The 17,674-nt window shown below is 57.6% G+C and carries 18 protein-coding genes; 13 read left to right on the top strand and 5 right to left on the bottom strand.

What is annotated here, in order from left to right; translation table 11 throughout:
- Window positions 1-38 precede the first annotated feature (38 nt).
- Window positions 39-578 (bottom strand): DUF1523 family protein, encoded by a 540-nt coding sequence (locus tag CHB79_RS15865; RefSeq protein WP_089360623.1) that lies wholly within the window; start codon window positions 576-578, stop codon window positions 39-41.
- 484 nt (window positions 579-1,062) lie between these two features.
- On the opposite strand from CHB79_RS15865, the gene CHB79_RS15870 reads away from it, so the two are divergent.
- The 13 genes from CHB79_RS15870 to CHB79_RS15930 all read left to right on the top strand — a co-directional run bounded on the left by CHB79_RS15870 (window position 1,063) and on the right by CHB79_RS15930 (window position 12,579).
- The gene (locus tag CHB79_RS15870; RefSeq protein WP_089360624.1) at window positions 1,063-2,061 is read left to right on the top strand and encodes an ATP-grasp domain-containing protein; all 999 of its coding nucleotides are present in this window, start codon (window positions 1,063-1,065) and stop codon (window positions 2,059-2,061) included.
- Between the two features lie 91 nt (window positions 2,062-2,152).
- Window positions 2,153-3,292 (top strand): trypsin-like peptidase domain-containing protein, encoded by a 1,140-nt coding sequence (locus CHB79_RS15875; protein ID WP_089360625.1) that lies wholly within the window; start codon window positions 2,153-2,155, stop codon window positions 3,290-3,292.
- A gap of 64 nt (window positions 3,293-3,356) precedes the next feature.
- The gene (locus CHB79_RS15880; protein WP_089360626.1) at window positions 3,357-4,475 is read left to right on the top strand and encodes a phosphoribosyltransferase domain-containing protein; all 1,119 of its coding nucleotides are present in this window, start codon (window positions 3,357-3,359) and stop codon (window positions 4,473-4,475) included.
- Window positions 4,465-5,217 carry an HAD family hydrolase gene (locus CHB79_RS15885; RefSeq protein WP_089360627.1) on the top strand — a complete coding sequence of 251 codons (753 nt, stop codon included), beginning with the start codon at window positions 4,465-4,467 and terminating at the stop codon, window positions 5,215-5,217. Before CHB79_RS15880 ends, CHB79_RS15885 begins: the two co-directional genes overlap by 11 nt.
- On the top strand, window positions 5,214-6,308 hold the full coding sequence (locus tag CHB79_RS15890; protein WP_089360628.1) for a cysteine protease StiP family protein: 1,095 nt from the start codon (window positions 5,214-5,216) through the stop codon (window positions 6,306-6,308). Before CHB79_RS15885 ends, CHB79_RS15890 begins: the two co-directional genes overlap by 4 nt.
- A complete protein-coding gene (locus CHB79_RS15895) occupies window positions 6,308-7,258 on the top strand; it encodes an HpcH/HpaI aldolase/citrate lyase family protein (protein WP_010485236.1) in 951 nt (316 codons plus the stop codon). Before CHB79_RS15890 ends, CHB79_RS15895 begins: the two co-directional genes overlap by 1 nt.
- Complete coding sequence (locus tag CHB79_RS15900; protein WP_010485238.1) at window positions 7,258-7,992, top strand: HAD family hydrolase; 735 nt, start codon at window positions 7,258-7,260, stop codon at window positions 7,990-7,992. The genes CHB79_RS15895 and CHB79_RS15900 overlap by 1 nt, the downstream gene beginning before the upstream one ends.
- A gap of 2 nt (window positions 7,993-7,994) precedes the next feature.
- Window positions 7,995-8,579 carry a TerD family protein gene (locus tag CHB79_RS15905; protein ID WP_010485240.1) on the top strand — a complete coding sequence of 195 codons (585 nt, stop codon included), beginning with the start codon at window positions 7,995-7,997 and terminating at the stop codon, window positions 8,577-8,579.
- Window positions 8,579-9,760, top strand: a complete 1,182-nt coding sequence (locus CHB79_RS15910; RefSeq protein WP_010485242.1) for a TerD family protein — start codon at window positions 8,579-8,581, stop codon at window positions 9,758-9,760. The genes CHB79_RS15905 and CHB79_RS15910 overlap by 1 nt, the downstream gene beginning before the upstream one ends.
- Window positions 9,761-9,806: 46 nt before the next feature.
- Entirely contained in the window at window positions 9,807-10,256 is a 450-nt protein-coding gene (locus tag CHB79_RS15915) for a tellurite resistance TerB family protein (RefSeq protein ID WP_010485243.1), read from the top strand.
- Window positions 10,257-10,301: 45 nt separating this feature from the next.
- On the top strand, window positions 10,302-11,300 hold the full coding sequence (locus CHB79_RS15920) for a TerC/Alx family metal homeostasis membrane protein (protein ID WP_089360809.1): 999 nt from the start codon (window positions 10,302-10,304) through the stop codon (window positions 11,298-11,300).
- 36 nt (window positions 11,301-11,336) lie between these two features.
- Entirely contained in the window at window positions 11,337-11,912 is a 576-nt protein-coding gene (locus CHB79_RS15925) for a TerD family protein (protein ID WP_010485246.1), read from the top strand.
- 88 nt (window positions 11,913-12,000) lie between these two features.
- The gene (locus tag CHB79_RS15930) at window positions 12,001-12,579 is read left to right on the top strand and encodes a TerD family protein (protein WP_010485247.1); all 579 of its coding nucleotides are present in this window, start codon (window positions 12,001-12,003) and stop codon (window positions 12,577-12,579) included.
- A gap of 137 nt (window positions 12,580-12,716) precedes the next feature.
- Here the strand turns inward: CHB79_RS15930 and CHB79_RS15935 are convergent, their stop codons facing one another.
- From CHB79_RS15935 to CHB79_RS15950, 4 genes are all read right to left on the bottom strand, one after another.
- A complete protein-coding gene (locus CHB79_RS15935; RefSeq protein ID WP_089360629.1) occupies window positions 12,717-13,556 on the bottom strand; it encodes an ion transporter in 840 nt (279 codons plus the stop codon).
- A gap of 106 nt (window positions 13,557-13,662) precedes the next feature.
- Window positions 13,663-14,583, bottom strand: a complete 921-nt coding sequence (locus CHB79_RS15940; protein WP_089360630.1) for an urea transporter — start codon at window positions 14,581-14,583, stop codon at window positions 13,663-13,665.
- A gap of 170 nt (window positions 14,584-14,753) precedes the next feature.
- Entirely contained in the window at window positions 14,754-16,169 is a 1,416-nt protein-coding gene (pyk, locus tag CHB79_RS15945) for a pyruvate kinase (RefSeq protein WP_089360631.1), read from the bottom strand.
- Window positions 16,169-17,440, bottom strand: a complete 1,272-nt coding sequence (locus CHB79_RS15950; RefSeq protein WP_010485255.1) for a glycerate kinase type-2 family protein — start codon at window positions 17,438-17,440, stop codon at window positions 16,169-16,171. Before CHB79_RS15950 ends, pyk begins: the two co-directional genes overlap by 1 nt.
- Window positions 17,441-17,674 lie beyond the last annotated feature (234 nt).

Here is a 17,674-nt window from a genome sequence, read left to right on the forward strand (position 1 = left end):
GGGTTGAGCCCTGCCGAGGTGTTAGCGACTCGTATCGCTTAACTGGCAACCACTTGGTTACGGCGTTTTTTGCGGCGCTTTAGGCTAACGACTACATACAGCACCGCTAGGCCAAGCAGGCTGAAGAAAATGGTGTTGAACCAAGGGAAGGGCTGCGCCCGGCTGTTGGTCGCTTCGATATGGGTGATGTTGGGAAAGATCGAGAGTATCTGTATCCGCCAGCCGTAATAGCGGATAAGCGCCAGTTGCTCGGCATCACGAGAATAACCCTGGGCCTTGGCCTGCTCGTCCGCGGAGTCGAACTTGAAGTACCAGGGAAAGCTCCAGCCAGTATCTTCATTGCGGTAGACCATGACCTTCTTGCTGTCCGGATCTTCGGTGTTGATAAAGTAAACATCGCGGGTCGGGCCGTCCGCCGGGTTCTCGGCATTGATCACCCCGTCATGATCGACGCGTTTGACTTCGACACCCGTGACTAGGACGACCTCGTGCCGGGGTAGTACGTAAAACAGACCCAGCGCACTGGCGGCAATCGCCAGGATAACTGCGCCCAGTGCCAGTCCTTTCAACCACTTCATGTGCAGACTCCATTGGTTATTAATCGAATATTGCCTGATTTTACCGGTCAAGGTCAGAGGTTCGGTCGGGAATAAGCCCAATATAGGGTTATAGACATTGGATGAAACAACTTTACTGCGCTGCCAGTGTTTGAATGGCCTTTGGTTGCGCGTCAATACGACTCATTGGCAGCTGCAAGGCAGCTGTTGCAAGCTGTTGATGCTCTCAGGATTGGTCGATTGACTCGCTGTAACAGTCAATTGATACAAGGTTTTGCTAGTCGTTTTACTCAACAGGCAAGCTGATATTATGGGTGCGCACACTAACCAGACGGACACCTATGCACGAGCACTGGCTCACCAGGCACACTTCGCTGAGCCGAAGGTTCTTCTAGCGAATTCAACTGCTAGTCATGCAGGCAATTCCTTGTTCCCCATGGAGATCAGCAGTTACAGCCTCAGGCAGGCCAGTTGCTGCGAACGTGCGCATTTATAGGAGCTCCAGATGATCTGGTTACTCGAAGGGCAGTCCAGCCAGCGTGACATCATTGCAGGTGTACGCGATGCATTGCCCGAAGGTGTGAAGATTTTTGCTTCTCATCGCCAGTCACGTCCCGAAATTACCGGGCTCGCTGATGTCGCCCTGATAGAACCTGCAGATAACCAGGAACGTATCGAGTGGATCCTTGATACCGCCCGGGAGAACGCTGTGCGCGTCATAGTCGCTGGGCGTGAAGGTCATCTGCTTGAGTCGGCCCGGGCGCGCTTTGACGCCGCTGGCCTGACGCTTGTGACCGGCGCGCTGTCGATTGATGCACTCAACATGGTCGACGACAAAAGCCTGTTCACGGCGCAAGCCGAACGTGCGGGTTTGGATTGTGTACCAGCCATTACCGTAACGGATGCCCGCCAAATGAGCGATGCCTATGCAAGGCTTGCGGCGCAGGGCGAGGTTTGCATCAAGCCGGTTGTCGGGATCTATGGCGAGGGCTTCTGGCGCTTCAAGCAAGATGCCGATCCATTTCGCTGCTTTGCCAAGACGGGCATGCGCGAAGTGAATTTCGACATGTACCTGCAGGCATACGCTGGCGCTGAAAACCGCCCCCCAATGCTGGTCATGCCTTATATGACCGGGAGCGAGTGCTCGGTCGATATCGTATGCGAGGCGGGGCAAGCTGTTGCTTTTGTCGGACGGCGCAAGTCTGGCCTGTACCAGAGCTTCGAGCGCGAAGGCGCTGCGGTTGAACTGGCGTTAAAGGCTGTGCAGCATTTTGCCTGTGACGGGATAGTCAATGTGCAGACTCGGGACGACTCCAACCACAAGCCCCATTTGCTGGAAATCAATCCGCGTTATTCCGGTGGGATCGGCTATACCCGGGCCACTGGCGTCAATTTGCCTGGAATCTTTGCTACTCGCCGTCTGGGCTTGGCGGAGCCAGAAACGGCTTGGCGAGCGGATGTCAGAGTAAAGGCGCTTACCATTGCTGTTCCGGTGGCGGCTTGATCTTGGATGATGATCGGATACTGCGTCTTGATTGCGCTTGTCTGCGTGATTACCGGACGAAGTTCATGAGTGCTCAGGGAGAGCCTGGACAATGATGCTGCTGACGCCTGGCGCGAATGCTCCGATTTCGGCTAAGCGCAGCGAGTGGACGCTGGAGTGCGCCGATGCCGGTGCTTTTGGCGAATATGCGGCTGTTGCACTTTTGCCGCTTGACGAGAAACGCCAGCCAAAAGGCCCGGCTGCACTGTTCCAGACCGAGCGCGAATGGATGCAGTGGAGTGGCGGGCCGGAAAAGGTCGGTTGTGCGCTCGATTTGGCGGCACTGCCCGCTGGCGCTGACCGGGTGCTTCTGGTCGTCTACAGCTACGCTGCAGCCGGGCCGGTCAGCACGCTCAAAACCCTGCACCTGCAAATTGATGGGCAAATCGAGTGCAGGCTTGATCTTGGCGAGAACGGCGAGTCTGCGATCATCATCGGCGAATACTACATTCGCAATGAGCACTGGAAATTCCGCGCTCTGGCCGAAGGCTCGGCCTACGGTTTGGCGGCGATGGGGCGCAGGCTTGGACTTGATGTTGATGATGCCCATCCAAAAGGGCGCACCATGCCCTCGGATTCTGGCCGAGTCGCAGGCAGTGCAACGGGCACCGGCTTTGCTGTTTCAGCCAACCATATATTGACCTGCGCCCACGTTATCGAGGGGATGCAGGAAATCCACATTGCCTCTTTCGAGGGGCGTTATCGGGCCGAGCCCGTGGTGGTCGACCGCAACAATGATTTCGCCCTGCTCAGGGTCCTGGAATGTCCGGGGCTGAAACCGGTCGTATTCAAGGATGGGGCCGGTTGTGACCTTGGTGCCCCGGTCGTTGCCCTGGGATTCCCGCTCGCTGGCCTGGCCGGTGGAGGCGTGCATGTCACTCAGGGCGGTGTGTCGGCCCTGTTTGGGCTGCACAACGACTCGAGCCTTCTGCAGTTTACTGCCCCCATCCAGCCGGGCTCGAGTGGTAGCCCGCTGTTCGATTCCAGCGGCGCTGTAGTCGCTATGGTGACTTCAACCTGCCCGGACACGCAAAACATGAACTTTGCGGTCAAGGGCGCCTTGGTACTTTCTTTTCTTGAGGCTTGTCGTATCGATGCAGACAAAACGCCAAACGCAAGAGCCCTGAATACAGCTGAGTTGGCGCGTGAAGCCCAGCCTGCTTTATGGCGAATCGAGGCGCGAAACCTGTAGTTGCATCAAGCCCATGGAACCGGCGTTGGGTGATCTGCCCCAAGCCAATCTAGGAACATTGTCAATGGCTGGTAACACCGCAACACACATGCTTAGTGCGCAACTGATGCGCGGCCTGCTCGAAGTCAACGTCGAGGGTTGCGTCGGTGCGCCTGATGAATTGTTCGGCTTTGCCGAGCGGCACAATCCCAAGCGTGCATTTTTGTTCGTCTCCAAGGTATTAGGGCGCCATATTCCAGTGCGCCCCTCGGTGATGAATGCAAGTTTTGAGCATTTGGCTGCCAAGATCCCGGCTGACTTACCCGGTCCGGTCGTGGTGATCGGCATGGCCGAGACCGCTGTCGGTCTCGGCGCGGGTGTACATCGTGCCTACAGCCGCACCCGGCCGGACACGCTTTACATGGTCAGTACCCGTCATCCGACCGGCACCGAGCTCTTCACCCGGTTCGAAGAAGAGCACAGCCATGCCAGTGCTCACTTGATCCACATGCCGCTTGAGCCTGAAGCGCTGTTGAACGCACGTTCGCTGGTGCTTGTCGACGACGAAGCCTCCACTGGAAAGACATTTATCAACCTGCATCGCGCCCTGGTCGATGCGGGTATGAACCAGCTTGAGCGTGTTGTCACATGCGTACTCACCGACTGGTCGGGCAATGCCGTTCGCAACAGCATCGGAGCCTCTACGCAGCAAGTATCCTTGCTCCAGGGTTGCTATCAGTTCAACGAAGATCTTGAGGCGCCACTGCCGCAGATGCCTGCCGTGGGAACCGTCGAAGCAGGCAACTGGCCGCTGTCCGCACGTAACAATTGGGGTCGCCTGGGAGTGCGTGAAGTACACGACAGCTTGGCGCCTGGCCTGCAGGTCAAGCCTGGTGATCGCGTACTGGTGGTTGGCACCAGTGAGTTTGTCTGGCGGCCATTCCTGTTGGCCGAGCGCTTGGAGCGGGCGGGCGCCGATGTTCACTTCAGCTCGACCAGTCGTTCGCCCATCGCCCTTGGCCATGCCATCGGCCATGCGCTGTCATTTTCCGATAACTACGGCCTTGGGATTCCCAACTTCCTCTACAACGTCAGTCCGGGCCAGTTCGATCGCGTGCTGATTTGTTCGGAAACACCGGCGCAAGCCGTCTCGGCACAACTGCTGGAAATCCTTGGCGCCGAGGTGATTGTCGATGAGCAGTAATCGTCCGTTGGTCTTGATCGACCTTGATGACACCCTGTTCCAAACCGCGCGCAAGATGGCTGAAGGAACGCCCAGGCATACGGCAACGCTCGATATCGAAGGCCAGCCAAATGGCTACATGAGCCCCGTGCAGAAGTCGTTTGTCGAGTGGTTGCTCGCCAGTGCCGATGTGGTGCCTGTGACTGCGCGCAGTATTGAAGCCTACAGCCGCGTACAACTGCCTTTCAGCCAGGGCGCAATCTGTGCCCATGGCGGCATCATGCTCGATGCCACAAGGTCCCTGGACCTTGATTGGCAGGCGCACATGACCGAGGTTCTGGCCGATTACCAAGAGCGCCTGCCGAACTTGAGCCAAGCGACGCTTGAGATCGGCAAGGCGCTTGGCATTTCCTTACGTGGCTGGGTGGTTGCAGAGCACGGCCTGCAGCATTACGTGGTCACCAAACACAATGAATCCAGTGATGAAGTGCTGAATACGGTCCTGGCTGAAGTCCAGGCGCGCGGCTTGCTCGATGGCATGCATATCCACGCCAACAGCAATAACCTGGCGTTTTTGCCGGTTGGCCTGTCCAAGCGTCTGGCCGTCGAGGAATGGTTGCGCCGTGACCGCCAAATCAATGGTGAACGGCCGGTATTGGGCTTCGGTGACAGCATTACCGACCTCGGGTTTATGGACGCCTGCCATATGTGGGCAACCCCGGCTCGCAGCCAGCTCGCCAAGCTTGTGGAGCGCTGCCTATGACGCTGTCTCTTGCTGGGCTGGACACCGTCGGCAGCGGTAGCTATGCAGCTGATGATGTGCACTTCTTACTGCAAGCGGTGCAGATCGAAGTGACCGATGTCGAGGAAAAGGAGCGCCTGATCCAAACCAGGCAAAAGCATTATTCCGAGATGATCAGCCAGGAGCACGCGCCGACACCGGTACACAAGGCGTTGTACCAGCAGGCACTGCAGCAGAGCGGCGAGCGCATGGCTGCGGATGTGCAATCCCTGGCCCTTGCATTGAACCAAGCCTGCACTGGACCGTCGATAATATTGGTGTCCTTCGTGCGTGCGGGGCTGCCATTGGGGGTGTTGTTGCGTCGCGCCTTGATCGAACTGGGCCGCGATTGCCATCACTATGGAATCAGTATTGTTCGCGACCGCGGCATAGACAATCTAGCGCTTGAGGCCATTATTCAGGCCCATGGCGCCGAGAACATCGTGTTTGTCGATGGATGGACAGGTAAAGGTGCTATATCGGCTGAAATTAGGCGTAGTCTCAAGGACGACCCGCGTTTTGCGGCCGAGCCGCGCCTGGTGGTGCTTGCAGACCCTTGTGGCCGTGCCTGGCTATCGGCTTCGGCAGAGGACTGGATCATTCCCTCGGGGATCCTGGGCGCCACCGTTTCGGGTTTGGTGTCGCGCTCCATCTGGCCCGCTAATGGCGGGCTGCATGGATGCGTTGTGTACGATCATTTGACCGAGCATGACGTGACACGCGAGTTCATCGAGCACATCGAAGCCCAGCGCCGAGCTTTGGCTTCCGTCGCCCCGGCATCACCCTGGAGCGAGGATCAACGAACAGCGCTGCAGGCGGCAGCGCGGTCCGTCGTCGAGTCCCTGGCTGAACGGTTTGACATCAGCAATCTGAACCGGGTCAAGCCAGGGATTGCCGAAGCGACTCGCGCAGTGCTGCGCCGGGTACCCGACCATGTGTTGGTGCGTGACCGCAATGACAGTGATGTCCAGTTGCTGATGCACCTTACCGCGTCCGTTGGTGTTACGGTGGAAGAAGTCGGCAGCGCGCTGGGCCCCTACAGGGCGGTGACCATCATTCGGAGTCTTAGCTAATGGATAAGCTGTCGCCATACGCACTCGGGGCCACGCTTTACATGCCAGCTACGCGCAGTGACCTGCTGGATGTGGTGTTTGGCTCAAAGCTGCCTGAACTGCGCTCCCTTGTCGTGTGCCTGGAAGATGCAGTGGCCGAGGTCGATGTGTCCACGGCGCTGCACAATCTCAAGGTCCTGCTCGAGGCTATTGCTGCCCGTGGCGGACGCCCAGCCGGTGCGCCGCTGATGTTCGTGCGCCCGCGCGATTCGGAAATGGCAGCAGTGCTCAATGACTGGCCTTTGATGCGCCATGTCGATGGCTTCGTCGTACCAAAGCTGACGTTGAGCAATCTGCGGGCATGGGAGCAGGCCGTGACCAACACGGACCTGTACCTGATGCCGACCCTGGAGACACCTGAGGTTTTCAATCCGAATGCGATGGTCGAGTTAGGCCAGGCGCTCAAGGCCAGCCTCGACCAGCGAGTGATCGCCCTGCGGGTTGGCGGCAATGATTTGATGGGCAGCCTGGGGCTGCGCCGTATGCCGGCTACAACGCTCTACAGCACGCCGATGTCCTATGTGATTGCGATGCTGGCGGGCGTCATGGGTTCCCAGGGCTTTGCCTTGACCGCGCCGGTGTTCGAGCAGTTGGCCAAACCTGATTTGCTCAAGGCGGAGCTCGAACTTGATATCGCCCATGGCATGGTCGGCAAGACGGCGATTCATCCAAGCCAAATCAGCATCATCCAGGATTCGTTGCGCGTCAGCCTTGAAGATTTCAACAGCGCAAAGCTGATCGTCAGCGACCTGGCCCCTGCGGTGTTCAAACACAACGATGTGATGTGCGAGCCGGCGACTCACTACAAGTGGGCGGTCAAGATTCTTGAGCGAGCGCGCTGGCTTGGCGTTAAACAAACCGAGATCGGCAGCGTTGAAGCGCCGGTCCTTCTGGCTGGAGCGGCTCGATAATGCACGAGATGTTGGGTGCTGATGCCGATGATGAGCGGGTGCTGTCGGTCTTTGACTTCGATGGCACGCTGACGCGGCGTGACAGTTTTGTCCCTTTTCTCAGGTTTGCTTTCGGTAGAACTGAGTTTATCCGCCGGATTTTTACCCTGGCGATACCTAGCTTGCGTTTCCTTTTCAGGCATATGAACCGTGATGAACTCAAGGCCCATTTGATCGCCAAGTTTCTGACCGGTGTCGAGGCGCAGTGGGTTGAACACAAGGCAGTGGCATTTTGCGACCGCTATTGGACCCGGCTGATGCGTCCATCGGGCTTGTCGTCGGTCGCCGCCGAGGTCGAGTCAGGTGCCGAGGTTACGCTTTGCTCGGCGTCTCCAGCCTTGGTCCTCGGCCCGTTTGCCAAGCGTCTTGGGATCAAGTTGATCGCCACCGAGCTTGAGGTTGTCGACGGAGTTTTGACGGGCCGTATCAGCGGCAACAACTGCCGCTGCGAAAACAAGGTGATCCGGCTTGAGGCGGTCTACGGGCTCCTCAGCGAGTATCGGCTCAGGGCCTGGGGTGACACCCGTGGTGACCTGGAACTGCTGGCCGCAGCGCAAGACGCGCACTGGCGGCACTTTCACTCCGCCTGGCGTCGTGGACGCAAGCGCAGGGCCAAGAAGCGTAAAGAACAAGCGAGCGTTGTACAGCTCAAGTCCGAAAACCAAGCAAATACTGACGATCAACAAGGAGCGTAACCATGGCACTCACGCTGAGCAAAAACCAAACGATATCCCTGGAAAAAACTGCTGGCACTGGCCTGAGCAAAATCAGCCTGGGCCTTGGTTGGGATGCGGCAAAAAGCGGGTTCTTCGGCAAGTTGCTGGGCAGCGGCGGCGAGATCGACCTCGATGCTTCCTGCATCCTGCTCGACAGCGAGCTGAAGGCCATCGACCTGGTCTGGTTCCGTCAACTCAAGTCCAATGACGGCTCCATCCAGCACTCCGGTGATAACCGTACCGGCGAAGGCGACGGTGATGACGAAACCATCAAGGTCGATTTGCAGCGCCTGCCTGAAGCAGTCAAGCACCTGGTGTTCACAGTCAACAGCTTCACTGGCCAGACTTTCGAGAAAGTTGAAAACGCCTACTGCCGTATCGTCAACGCCAGCAACAACAGCGAACTGGCCCGCTACAACCTGTCCGAGCGTGGCGGTCACACTGGCATCGTAATGGCCAGCCTGTCGCGTGAAAGCTCGGGTTGGGAATTCAAGGCAATCGGCGTTACCACCAATGGTCGCACAGTCGATGACCTGGTTTCCCTGGCTGTGCAGGCGGTGCGTTAATGGTTGCTCTCGTACCGGGGGGTAATGCGCCAGTTGCGACCGGTCAACTCAGTGTGGATATCAACTACACCCCGATTCCTGGGGCGGACATTGATGTCTCGGCTTTTATCTTGAACGCTGCGGGTAAAGTCCGTGGCGATAGCGATATGTGTTTCTACGGCCAAACCAGTGTGCTGGGCGGTGTCGTGCAGATGACCGAATCATCTGCCGGTCGGGCCGTGTTCACTGTTGACCTGAGCAAGCTCGAGCCTGTGGTTGAGAAAGTGGCGTTGACCGCCACTATCTACGAGAACAAAGCCAGTTTTGACCGTGTTTCCCAGCTTTCGCTGAACATCACGGGCGGTATCGAAGCTCAGCTTGCTACTGCGGGGATGCAGGAAACTGCGCTCATCCTCGGGGAGTTCTACCGACGCCAGGGCGAGTGGAAGTTCCGCTGCGTGGCACAGGGCTTTGCAGGCGGGCTTGAACCATTGGCCAAGCACTTTGGGGTTGAAGTTGCGGCGCCAGCGCCAGCGGCCACCCCAACGCCGCCCCCGGCTCCAGTGCCTCCAACGCCGCCTGCGGCTGCAAAGTCATCGGTCAGCCTGAGCAAGGTCACGCTCGACAAGACGCGCACCACTATCAGCCTGGAAAAAACCGCTGCCGGTTTTGGTGAGATCAAGGTCAACCTGAACTGGAATCAGCGGCCGGCCAAGAGCGGTGGTTTCTTTGCCCGCAGCAAGTCCATCGACCTCGATGTCGGCTGCTTGTATGAGCTGCAAAATGGCCAGAAGGGCGTGGTTCAAGCGCTCGGCAAGGCATTCGGAAGCCTGACGCACGAGCCTTATATACAGCTGATGGGCGACGACCGGACTGGCTCGGTGGCCGGTGGCGAGTGGCTGCACATCAATGGGGCTAAGTGGAGCGAGGTGCGGCGCATCCTGTTCTTTGCCTTCATTTATGAAGGTGTTCCCAACTGGAAGGAAACAGACGGCGTGGTGACCATCTACATTCCCGGCCAACCCGACATTGAGGTACGCCTCAACGAGGAGGGTGGTCGTGAAGGGGTGTGCGCCATTGCCTTGCTGGAAAACGTAAATGGTGCAGTAAAGGTCACCCGCCAGGTTGATTTCCATCGCGGCCATGCGGTGATGGACAAGGCCTATGGCTGGGGCATGCGCTGGACCGCAGGCTCAAAATAATATTCATGGCGCAGTCATCTGGCTGCGCCTGTCGAGGAGAACTCAAATGCTTGAGTGGCTAAAAACAAATGCGACAGCGGCACGTGACAAGCTGACTACAGAGGTCAGCAAGTTTCGTAATCAAAAATTCATGGATGCGACCACGGCAGGTTGTGCATTGGTCGCGGCAGCCGATGGTGATATTTCCTCGGCGGAAAAATCCAAGATGGTCGGCTTTATTACTAACTCGCCCGAGTTGAAAGTCTTTGACCTCAAGGACGTGATCAACTCCTTCAACGATCACTGTGCCAAGTTCGAGTTCGATCAACAGATCGGCCGGGCTGAAGCGCTGAAGGTCGTTGGCAAGCTTAAAGGTAATGATGGCGCTGCTCGCCTTCTGGTCCGCGTGGTCTCTGCCGTTGGTGCATCGGATGGCAACTTCGATGACGACGAGAAAGCGGTATGTCGCTTGATTTGCCTGGAGCTGGATCTCAATCCAGCTGACTTTGACCTTTAAGGAACTCTAGACGTGGAAACACAAATTGGATTCCCACCGCTGACTATGGCGGTTTTCGTGGGGATCGCTGTTGGTGCGCTTCTCCTCGACATGATTACCCATCGTGGCGACAAGCCAATTTCACTGACCAAGGCATCCGTCTGGTCGGTGTTCTGGGTTGCAATCTCCCTGGCTTTCGCCGGCTTCCTGTATGTCCAGCATGGCCCTGAAGTTGCCAGCCTGTTTGTCACCGGTTATGCCCTTGAAAAAGTCTTGAGCGTGGACAACCTGTTCGTGTTCATGGCGATCTTCGCCTGGTTCAAAGTGCCGGATGGCTTGCGCCACCGGATACTTTACTGGGGCATTATCGGCGCCATCGTGTTCCGCGGGATCTTCGTCGCAATCGGCACCGGGCTGCTCGCATTTGGCCCTTGGGTCGAGATTGTATTTGCAGTGATCGTGGCCTGGACCGCCGTAATGATGCTGCGCGCCGGTGGTGACGACGAGGAAGAAGAGGATTACTCCAAGCACATTGCCTATCGCTTCGCCCAGAAGCTGTTTCCGGTATGGCCGAAGCTGTATGGCCATAACTTCTTCGTCTCGCGCAAGCATCTCGAGACAGAAATTCAGAAGCCTGAAAACGCAGGCATGACGCTAGCGGCTAAAGGCGCGATTTTCGCGACGCCATTGTTCCTGTGTCTGGTAGTCGTGGAAGTGTCCGATGTGTTGTTTGCATTCGACTCTGTGCCTGCGGTTATCGCGGTCAGTCGTGAGCCGCTGATCGTCTATTCGGCGATGCTGTTTGCGATCCTGGGTTTGCGCACCATGTACTTTGTACTGGAGGCCCTGAAACGCTACCTGGTCCATCTGGAGAAGGCGGTCATCGTGCTGCTGTTCTTCATCGCCGTTAAGCTCGGCTTGAATGCAACCGACCATATGTTCCATCACGGTTACACCATTGATGCCAACACCAGTCTGATGATCGTCATGATTGTCTTGGTCATAGGCGTCGTCGCGAGCTGGATCTTCCCCGGTAAGGAAGATGTACAGCCCGAAAACAACTGAGCAACAGTATTAACCATCCAGAAAGGAGCTTTACCCATGGCACTGACTCTTCAAAAAGGCGGTAACCTGTCACTCACCAAAACCGATGCGAGCTTGACCAAGCTGCTGATCGGTCTGGGTTGGGACCCACGCGCCACCGACGGCGCTGATTTCGACCTGGATGCCAGCGCCTTCCTATTGGGTGCTGACGGCAAGGTCCGTGGCGACGCCGACTTCATTTTCTACAACCAGCTGAAGAGCCAAGACGGCTCGGTTGAGCACACCGGTGACAACCGCACAGGTGCCGGTGATGGCGACGACGAAGTGTTGAAGGTCGACCTGAGCCGTGTCGCGGCTGATGTCGATAAAATTGCCTTCGTCGTGACCATCCACGATGCCGATTCGCGCAAGCAGAACTTTGGCCAAGTGGGCGGTTCGTTCATTCGCATCGTCAACGAAGTAACCAGTGCTGAAGTCGTGCGTTATGACTTGGCTGAAGATGCATCGACCGAAACCGCAATGGTTTTCGCAGAACTGTATCGCAACAACGGCGAATGGAAATTCCGCGCCGTTGGCCAAGGTTATGCGGGTGGCCTGAAAGCATTGGCCAACTCCTATGGCATGAACTTCTAAACAGTCGATGACTTGCTGGCGCCATTAATAGCGCCAGCGAGTTTTACCATTCAAAAAAGCTCGAATTTATTGCGCAAGGATTTTGCAAATGGCTATTAGTCTGTCCAAAGGCGGAAACGTCTCGCTGTCCAAGGAAGCACCAGGGTTGAGCGAAGTAGTGGTTGGCCTGGGCTGGGACCCACGCGTTACCGATGGCTCGCCATTCGACCTTGATGCTTCGGTTTTTATCGTCGGTGAGAACGGCAAGGTTCTCGAAGACGCAGGTTTCATCTTCTACAACAACAAGAAATCCGCCGATGGCTCGGTTGAGCACATGGGCGACAACCAGTCGGGTGAAGGCGAGGGTGATGATGAGCAAGTCACCGTCAAGCTCAACGGCCTGGCTGCTGCTGTAAAGAAGCTGGTTTTCTCGGTGACCATCCATGAAGCGGATCAGCGCAAGCAGAACTTCGGTCAGGTTGCCAACGCCTACATTCGGGTGGTGAACAAGGCGGACGGCAAGGAGTTGGCGCGTTACGACCTGAGTGAAGATGCATCGACAGAAACCGCGATGATTTTCGGTGAAGTCTATCGTGCAGGTGACGACTTCAAGTTCAAGGCAATAGGCCAGGGTTTTGCGGGTGGATTGAAGCCATTGGCTGAAGCCCATGGCGTCAGCATCGCCTAAACGGCACGGTTGAACTGCAACAGTTCAGCCATTGTTTGCAGGTTTCATCCACTGAAACCTGCAGCTCGGGGCCTTGTCTTGAACGTGGTGTCAAACCACTTGGCCTGGTTCTGATCCTTCCCGGGTTGCCGGATCATTTACTCTGTTTTATCAGCCTCGCGCGGGAACAGCGGGTTGCCGCAACGATTGCAGAAGGCCGCATGGGGGTCGTGCGCATCTTTCTTGCAGCTTGGGCATTCACGCTCCAGTAATTCGCCGCCATGCATGGCCGTGGCCAATTCAGCAGTGAAAATCCCGGTAGGCACGGCAATAATCGAATAACCGGTGATCATCACCAGGGTCGAAAGAAACTGCCCCAGCACTGTCTGTGGGACTATATCACCAAAGCCTACGGTGGTAAGGGTCACCACCGCCCAGTAGATGCCTTTGGGGATGCTGGTAAAACCGTGCTCCGGGCCTTCAATGACATACATCAGGGTACCGAATACGGTGACGAGTATGGCGATGCAGGAGAAAAACACGATGATCTTCTGCTTGCTGCCACGCAGCGCTGTCATCAGGAAGTTGGCCTGACGCAAGTAGGGGCTGAGCTTGAGCACCCTGAAGACTCGCATCATGCGGATCACACGGACGATAAGCAGGTACTGCGCGCTGGGGAAGAACAGCGTCAACAAGCCGGGCAGGATAGCGAGCAGGTCGATCAAGCCATAGAAGCTGAAGATATAGCGCAAGGGTTTGGGCGAGCAGTAGATCCGCACCAGGTACTCCACAGCAAACAACGCCGTGAACATCCACTCCAGGCCAGACATCCAGGCCCGGTACTGGCTGTGTATGGCCTGGATGCTGTCGAGCATCACCACGATAAGGCTGGCGACAATGGTGACCAGCAGAATGTTGTCGAAACGTTGGCCGGCCGGGGTGTCGGTAAAGAAAATGATCCGGTAGATCCGGCGGCGCAAACTCAATGTGTTGTCCATGTGCTGCTGGCGTGCTCCCTTGATTGGCGATGAAAGTCGCGTTGTAACAAGCGCTTTTCAGCCTAGGGAGTTTAGCCTGCCTGATGCAAGTATTGCGCGCACTCTGCTAGGGCTTGGTGTTGCGCAGGTCAATCTGCGTTGCGCTTTGTTTGAGCAGGCGCTGGCTGGCGCTGATTAGCCAGCAGGCGAGAATAAAGGGCATGGTCAGGGCGGGGAGTCCGAGTGCGGCGAAGCCGGGTTGCAATACAAGGGCCAGGAAAATCGCCAGCACTGGTAAGGCCATGTTGCGATTAACCTGGTTTACGGCAATGGCCGCCAGAACTGCATTGTATCCATACAGCCCAGCAAGGGCGCTGTGCTGTTCCCAGCCCTGGTAAAGCGCAAAACCCAGGCCGCAGGCTGAGCCGATTAATCCCCAGGCGGCGGCACGACTGTCCGCGACAAACAGGCCAAGCAACAGGCACAGGCCGGACAGCGGTCGCTCGATAAACAGCACTTGCCCCAGCCCACGGGCCATTGCCGCCAAGCTGTTGATCAGGTCCAGCGGTTGCGACTCGGCCATGGCGCCCGGTCGTAGTTGCAATTGCAAGGGCGTCGCCAGCTCGAGTAACAACCAGCTGATCAGGACAAAGGGAAATGTGAAGGCCGGCAACCATTGGCGATTACGCATCCGCGCCATCCAAGGTGCAAGCATCAGGCTCGACAGGCCGGCGCTGGCCATGATCAGCAACGGCAAGCTCGCCGACCATTGAAATTGCATGCTGATGAGCATGCCCAGCAGGATACCGTTGTAGCCATAAAGACCTTGTTCGATATCGGCGCTGGCATAGCCCCGGCGCTGTGCGGTGAGCATGCTGCTTAATCCGCCGAGCAACGCCCCGCCGAGCAATTCTGGCGCGCCAACTGCGATACCGAGCAAAATGAGCAAGCCGCAGCCTGGATCGGCTTGCAGGAATATCTGGCTGAAACCGCTTAGTAAGGCTCTGAAACCGCGCAATGCAGGCGTGGGGAGTGGCCGGGTGGGCATCTGTCAAACCGCTCGGAGGAGTGTGCTGTTAAATCAAAAAACGCCCGCAGTTGCAGCTGCGAGCGTCAGGAGTTCATGTATGTGCGGCTTGTCAGCCTTAGGTGAACATCCCTGTCCGGTGGAGCCTTAAGATGTCCTTCCCTTGAGGCGCCGTGAAGCAAACAGGGGTGTTAATGCAGTGTTTCGATGCGCAGACTATTGGTACTGCCGGGTTGGCCGAACGGTACGCCAGCGGTAATCACCACGGTATCTCCACGCTTGGCCATGCCTTGCGCCTGGGCGATTTCAAGTGCGGTACTGGTGATTTCCTCGACCTTGTGCAGGCGCTCGTTGACCACTGAATAAATGCCCCAGGCAAGGGTCAAGCGACGCGCGGTATTGAGATTTGGCGTCAGGCTCAGGATCGGTGACTTTGGCCGTTCGCGAGAGGCGCGCAGGCTTGAAGCACCCGATTCGGTATAGTTGACCAGAGTGGCGACCGGCAAGATGGCGTTGATACGCCGGATCGCACAGCTGATTGCATCCGATGCCGTGGCTTCTGCATTGGGGCGACTGACATCCAGCTGGGCTTGGAAGTCAGGCCCGTTTTCAACCTGGCGGATGATCTTGCTCATCATGCTGACCGCTTCCATCGGGTAGTCGCCCGAGGCGGTTTCAGCAGAGAGCATGACGGCATCTGCACCTTCGGCGACGGCGTTGGCAACGTCAGTGACTTCGGCGCGCGTGGGTGCAGGGGAAAAACGCATGGACTCGAGCATCTGCGTGGCGACTACGACCGGGCGACCCAGCTGGCGGCAGGTGCGGATAATATCCTTCTGGATGCGCGGTACATTTTCAGCCGGTACTTCAACCCCCAGATCACCGCGTGCGACCATGATCGCATCGCACAACCTGGCGATTTCCTCAAGGTGCTCGACCGCCGATGGCTTTTCGATTTTAGCCATCAGGAAGGCTTTGTCCTGAATCAGCTCGCGCGCCTCGATGATGTCTTCCGGGCGTTGCACGAAAGACAGGGCGACCCAGTCGACGCCCAGTTCAAGGCCGAAGCTCAGGTCGCGACGATCCTTCTCGGTCAGCGGGCTCAACTGCAAGACCGCCTCGGGCACGTTGACCCCCTTGCGGTCGCTCAATTCGCCGCCGGCAATCACCTGGGTGTCTACTGCATCCGCGTGTTTGGCGGTGACCTGCAAGCGCAGGCGACCATCGTCGAGCAGCAGGCTCATGCCCGGTTGCAGGGCTTCGATGATTTCCGGGTGCGGCAGGTTCACACGCTGGGCCGTACCCGGTGTTTTATCCAGGTCAAGACGCAGGCTGTCGCCGCGTTGCAGCATGACCTTACCGTCGGCGAAGCGCCCGACCCGCAGTTTAGGGCCTTGCAGGTCCATCAGAATACCGATTGGGTAATTCAGCTGTCTTTCGACTTCACGAACCCAGTTGAAGCGTTCGGCGTGATCGGCATGCTCGCCATGGCTGAAGTTGAGGCGGAACAAGTTGACGCCTGACTCGACCAGTTGACGAATATCGTCAATGCCTTTGATGGCAGGGCCCAGTGTGGCAAGGATTTTTACTTTTTTGTCAGCAGTCATCAGTCGTTGCTCTCAAGAATCAAAATGGCGCGAAAGTCGTTCACATTGGTCCGGGTCGGCCCGGTCATGATCAGCTCATCGAGTGCTGCGAAGTAGCCGTAGCCATTGTTGTTGTCCAACTCGTCACTGGCGCTGAGATTTTGCAAGCCGGCGCGGGCGTAGCTGAAGGGCGTCATGATGGCGCCGGCGTTGTCTTCGGAGCCGTCGATGCCATCGGTGTCACCCGCGATGGCATAGACCCCCGGCATGCCTTTGAGGCTGTCGGTCAGGCTCAGCAGGAATTCGGCGTTGCGTCCGCCACGGCCGTTGCCGCGCACAGTGACCGTGGTTTCCCCGCCGGACAAGATGATGCATGGCGCTTTGATTGGTTGGCCGTGCAGGCGAATCTGCTTGGCGATACCGGCATGGACCTTGGCCACTTCCCGCGATTCACCCTCAAGATCCCCCAGGATCAACACCGGGAAACCGGCGGCCTCGGCCTTGGCAGCTGCTGCATCGAGGGACTGTTGCGGCGTGGCGATCAGCTGGAAGTGGCTGCGTGCAAGGCAAGGGTCGCCGGGCTTGACGGTCTCCGAACGTGGGTCTTGCAGCCATTGGCGGACATTGGCGGGAATCTCAATGCTGTAGCGAGCCAGGATCGCCAGTGCCTCAGCGCTGGTGCTGGGGTCGGCAACCGTTGGGCCCGAGGCGATGACAGTGGCTTCATCACCGGGCACATCGGAGATCGCGTAGGTGTTCACCGTGGCGGGCCAGCAGGCTTTGGCCAGGCGACCGCCTTTTATGGCGGAGAGATGCTTGCGCACACAGTTCATTTCACCGATGGTGGCGCCGGATTTGAGCAGGGCCTTGTTGATCGCTTGTTTATCTTGCAGGCTGATGCCTTCGGCGGGTAGGGCGAGCAGGGAAGAGCCACCGCCAGAGAGCAGGAAAATAACCCGGTCGCTTTCAGTCAGGTTGCTGACCATCGCCAATACGCGCTTGGCGACACGTTCGCCAGCATCATCCGGAACCGGGTGTGCAGCCTCGACAACTTCAATCTTCTGGCAGTTGGCGCCGTGTTCGTAGCGCGTCACAACCAGCCCTGAAACCTCGCCTTGCCACTCACGCTCGATCACCTCGGCCATGGCTGCGGCCGCTTTGCCCGCGCCGATGACAATGACCCGGCCACTGCGGTCATCGGGTAAATGGTCGGCCAACACATGACGAGGATGGGCCGCGTCGATGGCGGTGTTAAAGAGGTCACGCAACAGGTTTTGCGGGTCGATGGACATGGCAGACTCTCTCCGGGAGGCGGATTTGTTGTCGTTATCGGGGTGCGTACAGCTTGTCGATTGCAGTCCGCAGCCGTCACGCAAGACGACTCTGGACTGGAATCGACCCTCCCGGTTTGCAGGCCGTGACACCGCGCCCCGGGGAGGTCGAAAGGGTCAGGCGATTTGTCCAACCTACCTTGGACGCACCGCCTGATTTGTTGCTCTGTTGCACCCTTGAGCGGGCAAGTTTTA

Origin of the sequence: Pseudomonas segetis (assembly GCF_900188155.1) — a bacterium.
Taxonomy (GTDB): domain Bacteria; phylum Pseudomonadota; class Gammaproteobacteria; order Pseudomonadales; family Pseudomonadaceae; genus Aquipseudomonas; species Aquipseudomonas segetis.

Excerpts from the sequence above, each read along its gene's own strand:
- CHB79_RS15865 (WP_089360623.1), bottom strand. The coding sequence starts at position 578 with ATGAAGTGGTTGAAAGGACTGGCACTGGGCGCAGTTATCCTGGCGATT.
- CHB79_RS15870 (WP_089360624.1), top strand. The coding sequence starts at position 1,063 with ATGATCTGGTTACTCGAAGGGCAGTCCAGCCAGCGTGACATCATTGCA.
- CHB79_RS15875 (WP_089360625.1), top strand. The coding sequence starts at position 2,153 with ATGATGCTGCTGACGCCTGGCGCGAATGCTCCGATTTCGGCTAAGCGC.
- CHB79_RS15880 (WP_089360626.1), top strand. The coding sequence starts at position 3,357 with ATGGCTGGTAACACCGCAACACACATGCTTAGTGCGCAACTGATGCGC.
- CHB79_RS15885 (WP_089360627.1), top strand. The coding sequence starts at position 4,465 with ATGAGCAGTAATCGTCCGTTGGTCTTGATCGACCTTGATGACACCCTG.
- CHB79_RS15890 (WP_089360628.1), top strand. The coding sequence starts at position 5,214 with ATGACGCTGTCTCTTGCTGGGCTGGACACCGTCGGCAGCGGTAGCTAT.
- CHB79_RS15895 (WP_010485236.1), top strand. The coding sequence starts at position 6,308 with ATGGATAAGCTGTCGCCATACGCACTCGGGGCCACGCTTTACATGCCA.
- CHB79_RS15900 (WP_010485238.1), top strand. The coding sequence starts at position 7,258 with ATGCACGAGATGTTGGGTGCTGATGCCGATGATGAGCGGGTGCTGTCG.
- CHB79_RS15905 (WP_010485240.1), top strand. The coding sequence starts at position 7,995 with ATGGCACTCACGCTGAGCAAAAACCAAACGATATCCCTGGAAAAAACT.
- CHB79_RS15910 (WP_010485242.1), top strand. The coding sequence starts at position 8,579 with ATGGTTGCTCTCGTACCGGGGGGTAATGCGCCAGTTGCGACCGGTCAA.
- CHB79_RS15915 (WP_010485243.1), top strand. The coding sequence starts at position 9,807 with ATGCTTGAGTGGCTAAAAACAAATGCGACAGCGGCACGTGACAAGCTG.
- CHB79_RS15920 (WP_089360809.1), top strand. The coding sequence starts at position 10,302 with ATGGCGGTTTTCGTGGGGATCGCTGTTGGTGCGCTTCTCCTCGACATG.
- CHB79_RS15925 (WP_010485246.1), top strand. The coding sequence starts at position 11,337 with ATGGCACTGACTCTTCAAAAAGGCGGTAACCTGTCACTCACCAAAACC.
- CHB79_RS15930 (WP_010485247.1), top strand. The coding sequence starts at position 12,001 with ATGGCTATTAGTCTGTCCAAAGGCGGAAACGTCTCGCTGTCCAAGGAA.
- CHB79_RS15935 (WP_089360629.1), bottom strand. The coding sequence starts at position 13,556 with ATGGACAACACATTGAGTTTGCGCCGCCGGATCTACCGGATCATTTTC.
- CHB79_RS15940 (WP_089360630.1), bottom strand. The coding sequence starts at position 14,583 with ATGCCCACCCGGCCACTCCCCACGCCTGCATTGCGCGGTTTCAGAGCC.
- pyk (WP_089360631.1), bottom strand. The coding sequence starts at position 16,169 with ATGACTGCTGACAAAAAAGTAAAAATCCTTGCCACACTGGGCCCTGCC.
- CHB79_RS15950 (WP_010485255.1), bottom strand. The coding sequence starts at position 17,440 with ATGTCCATCGACCCGCAAAACCTGTTGCGTGACCTCTTTAACACCGCC.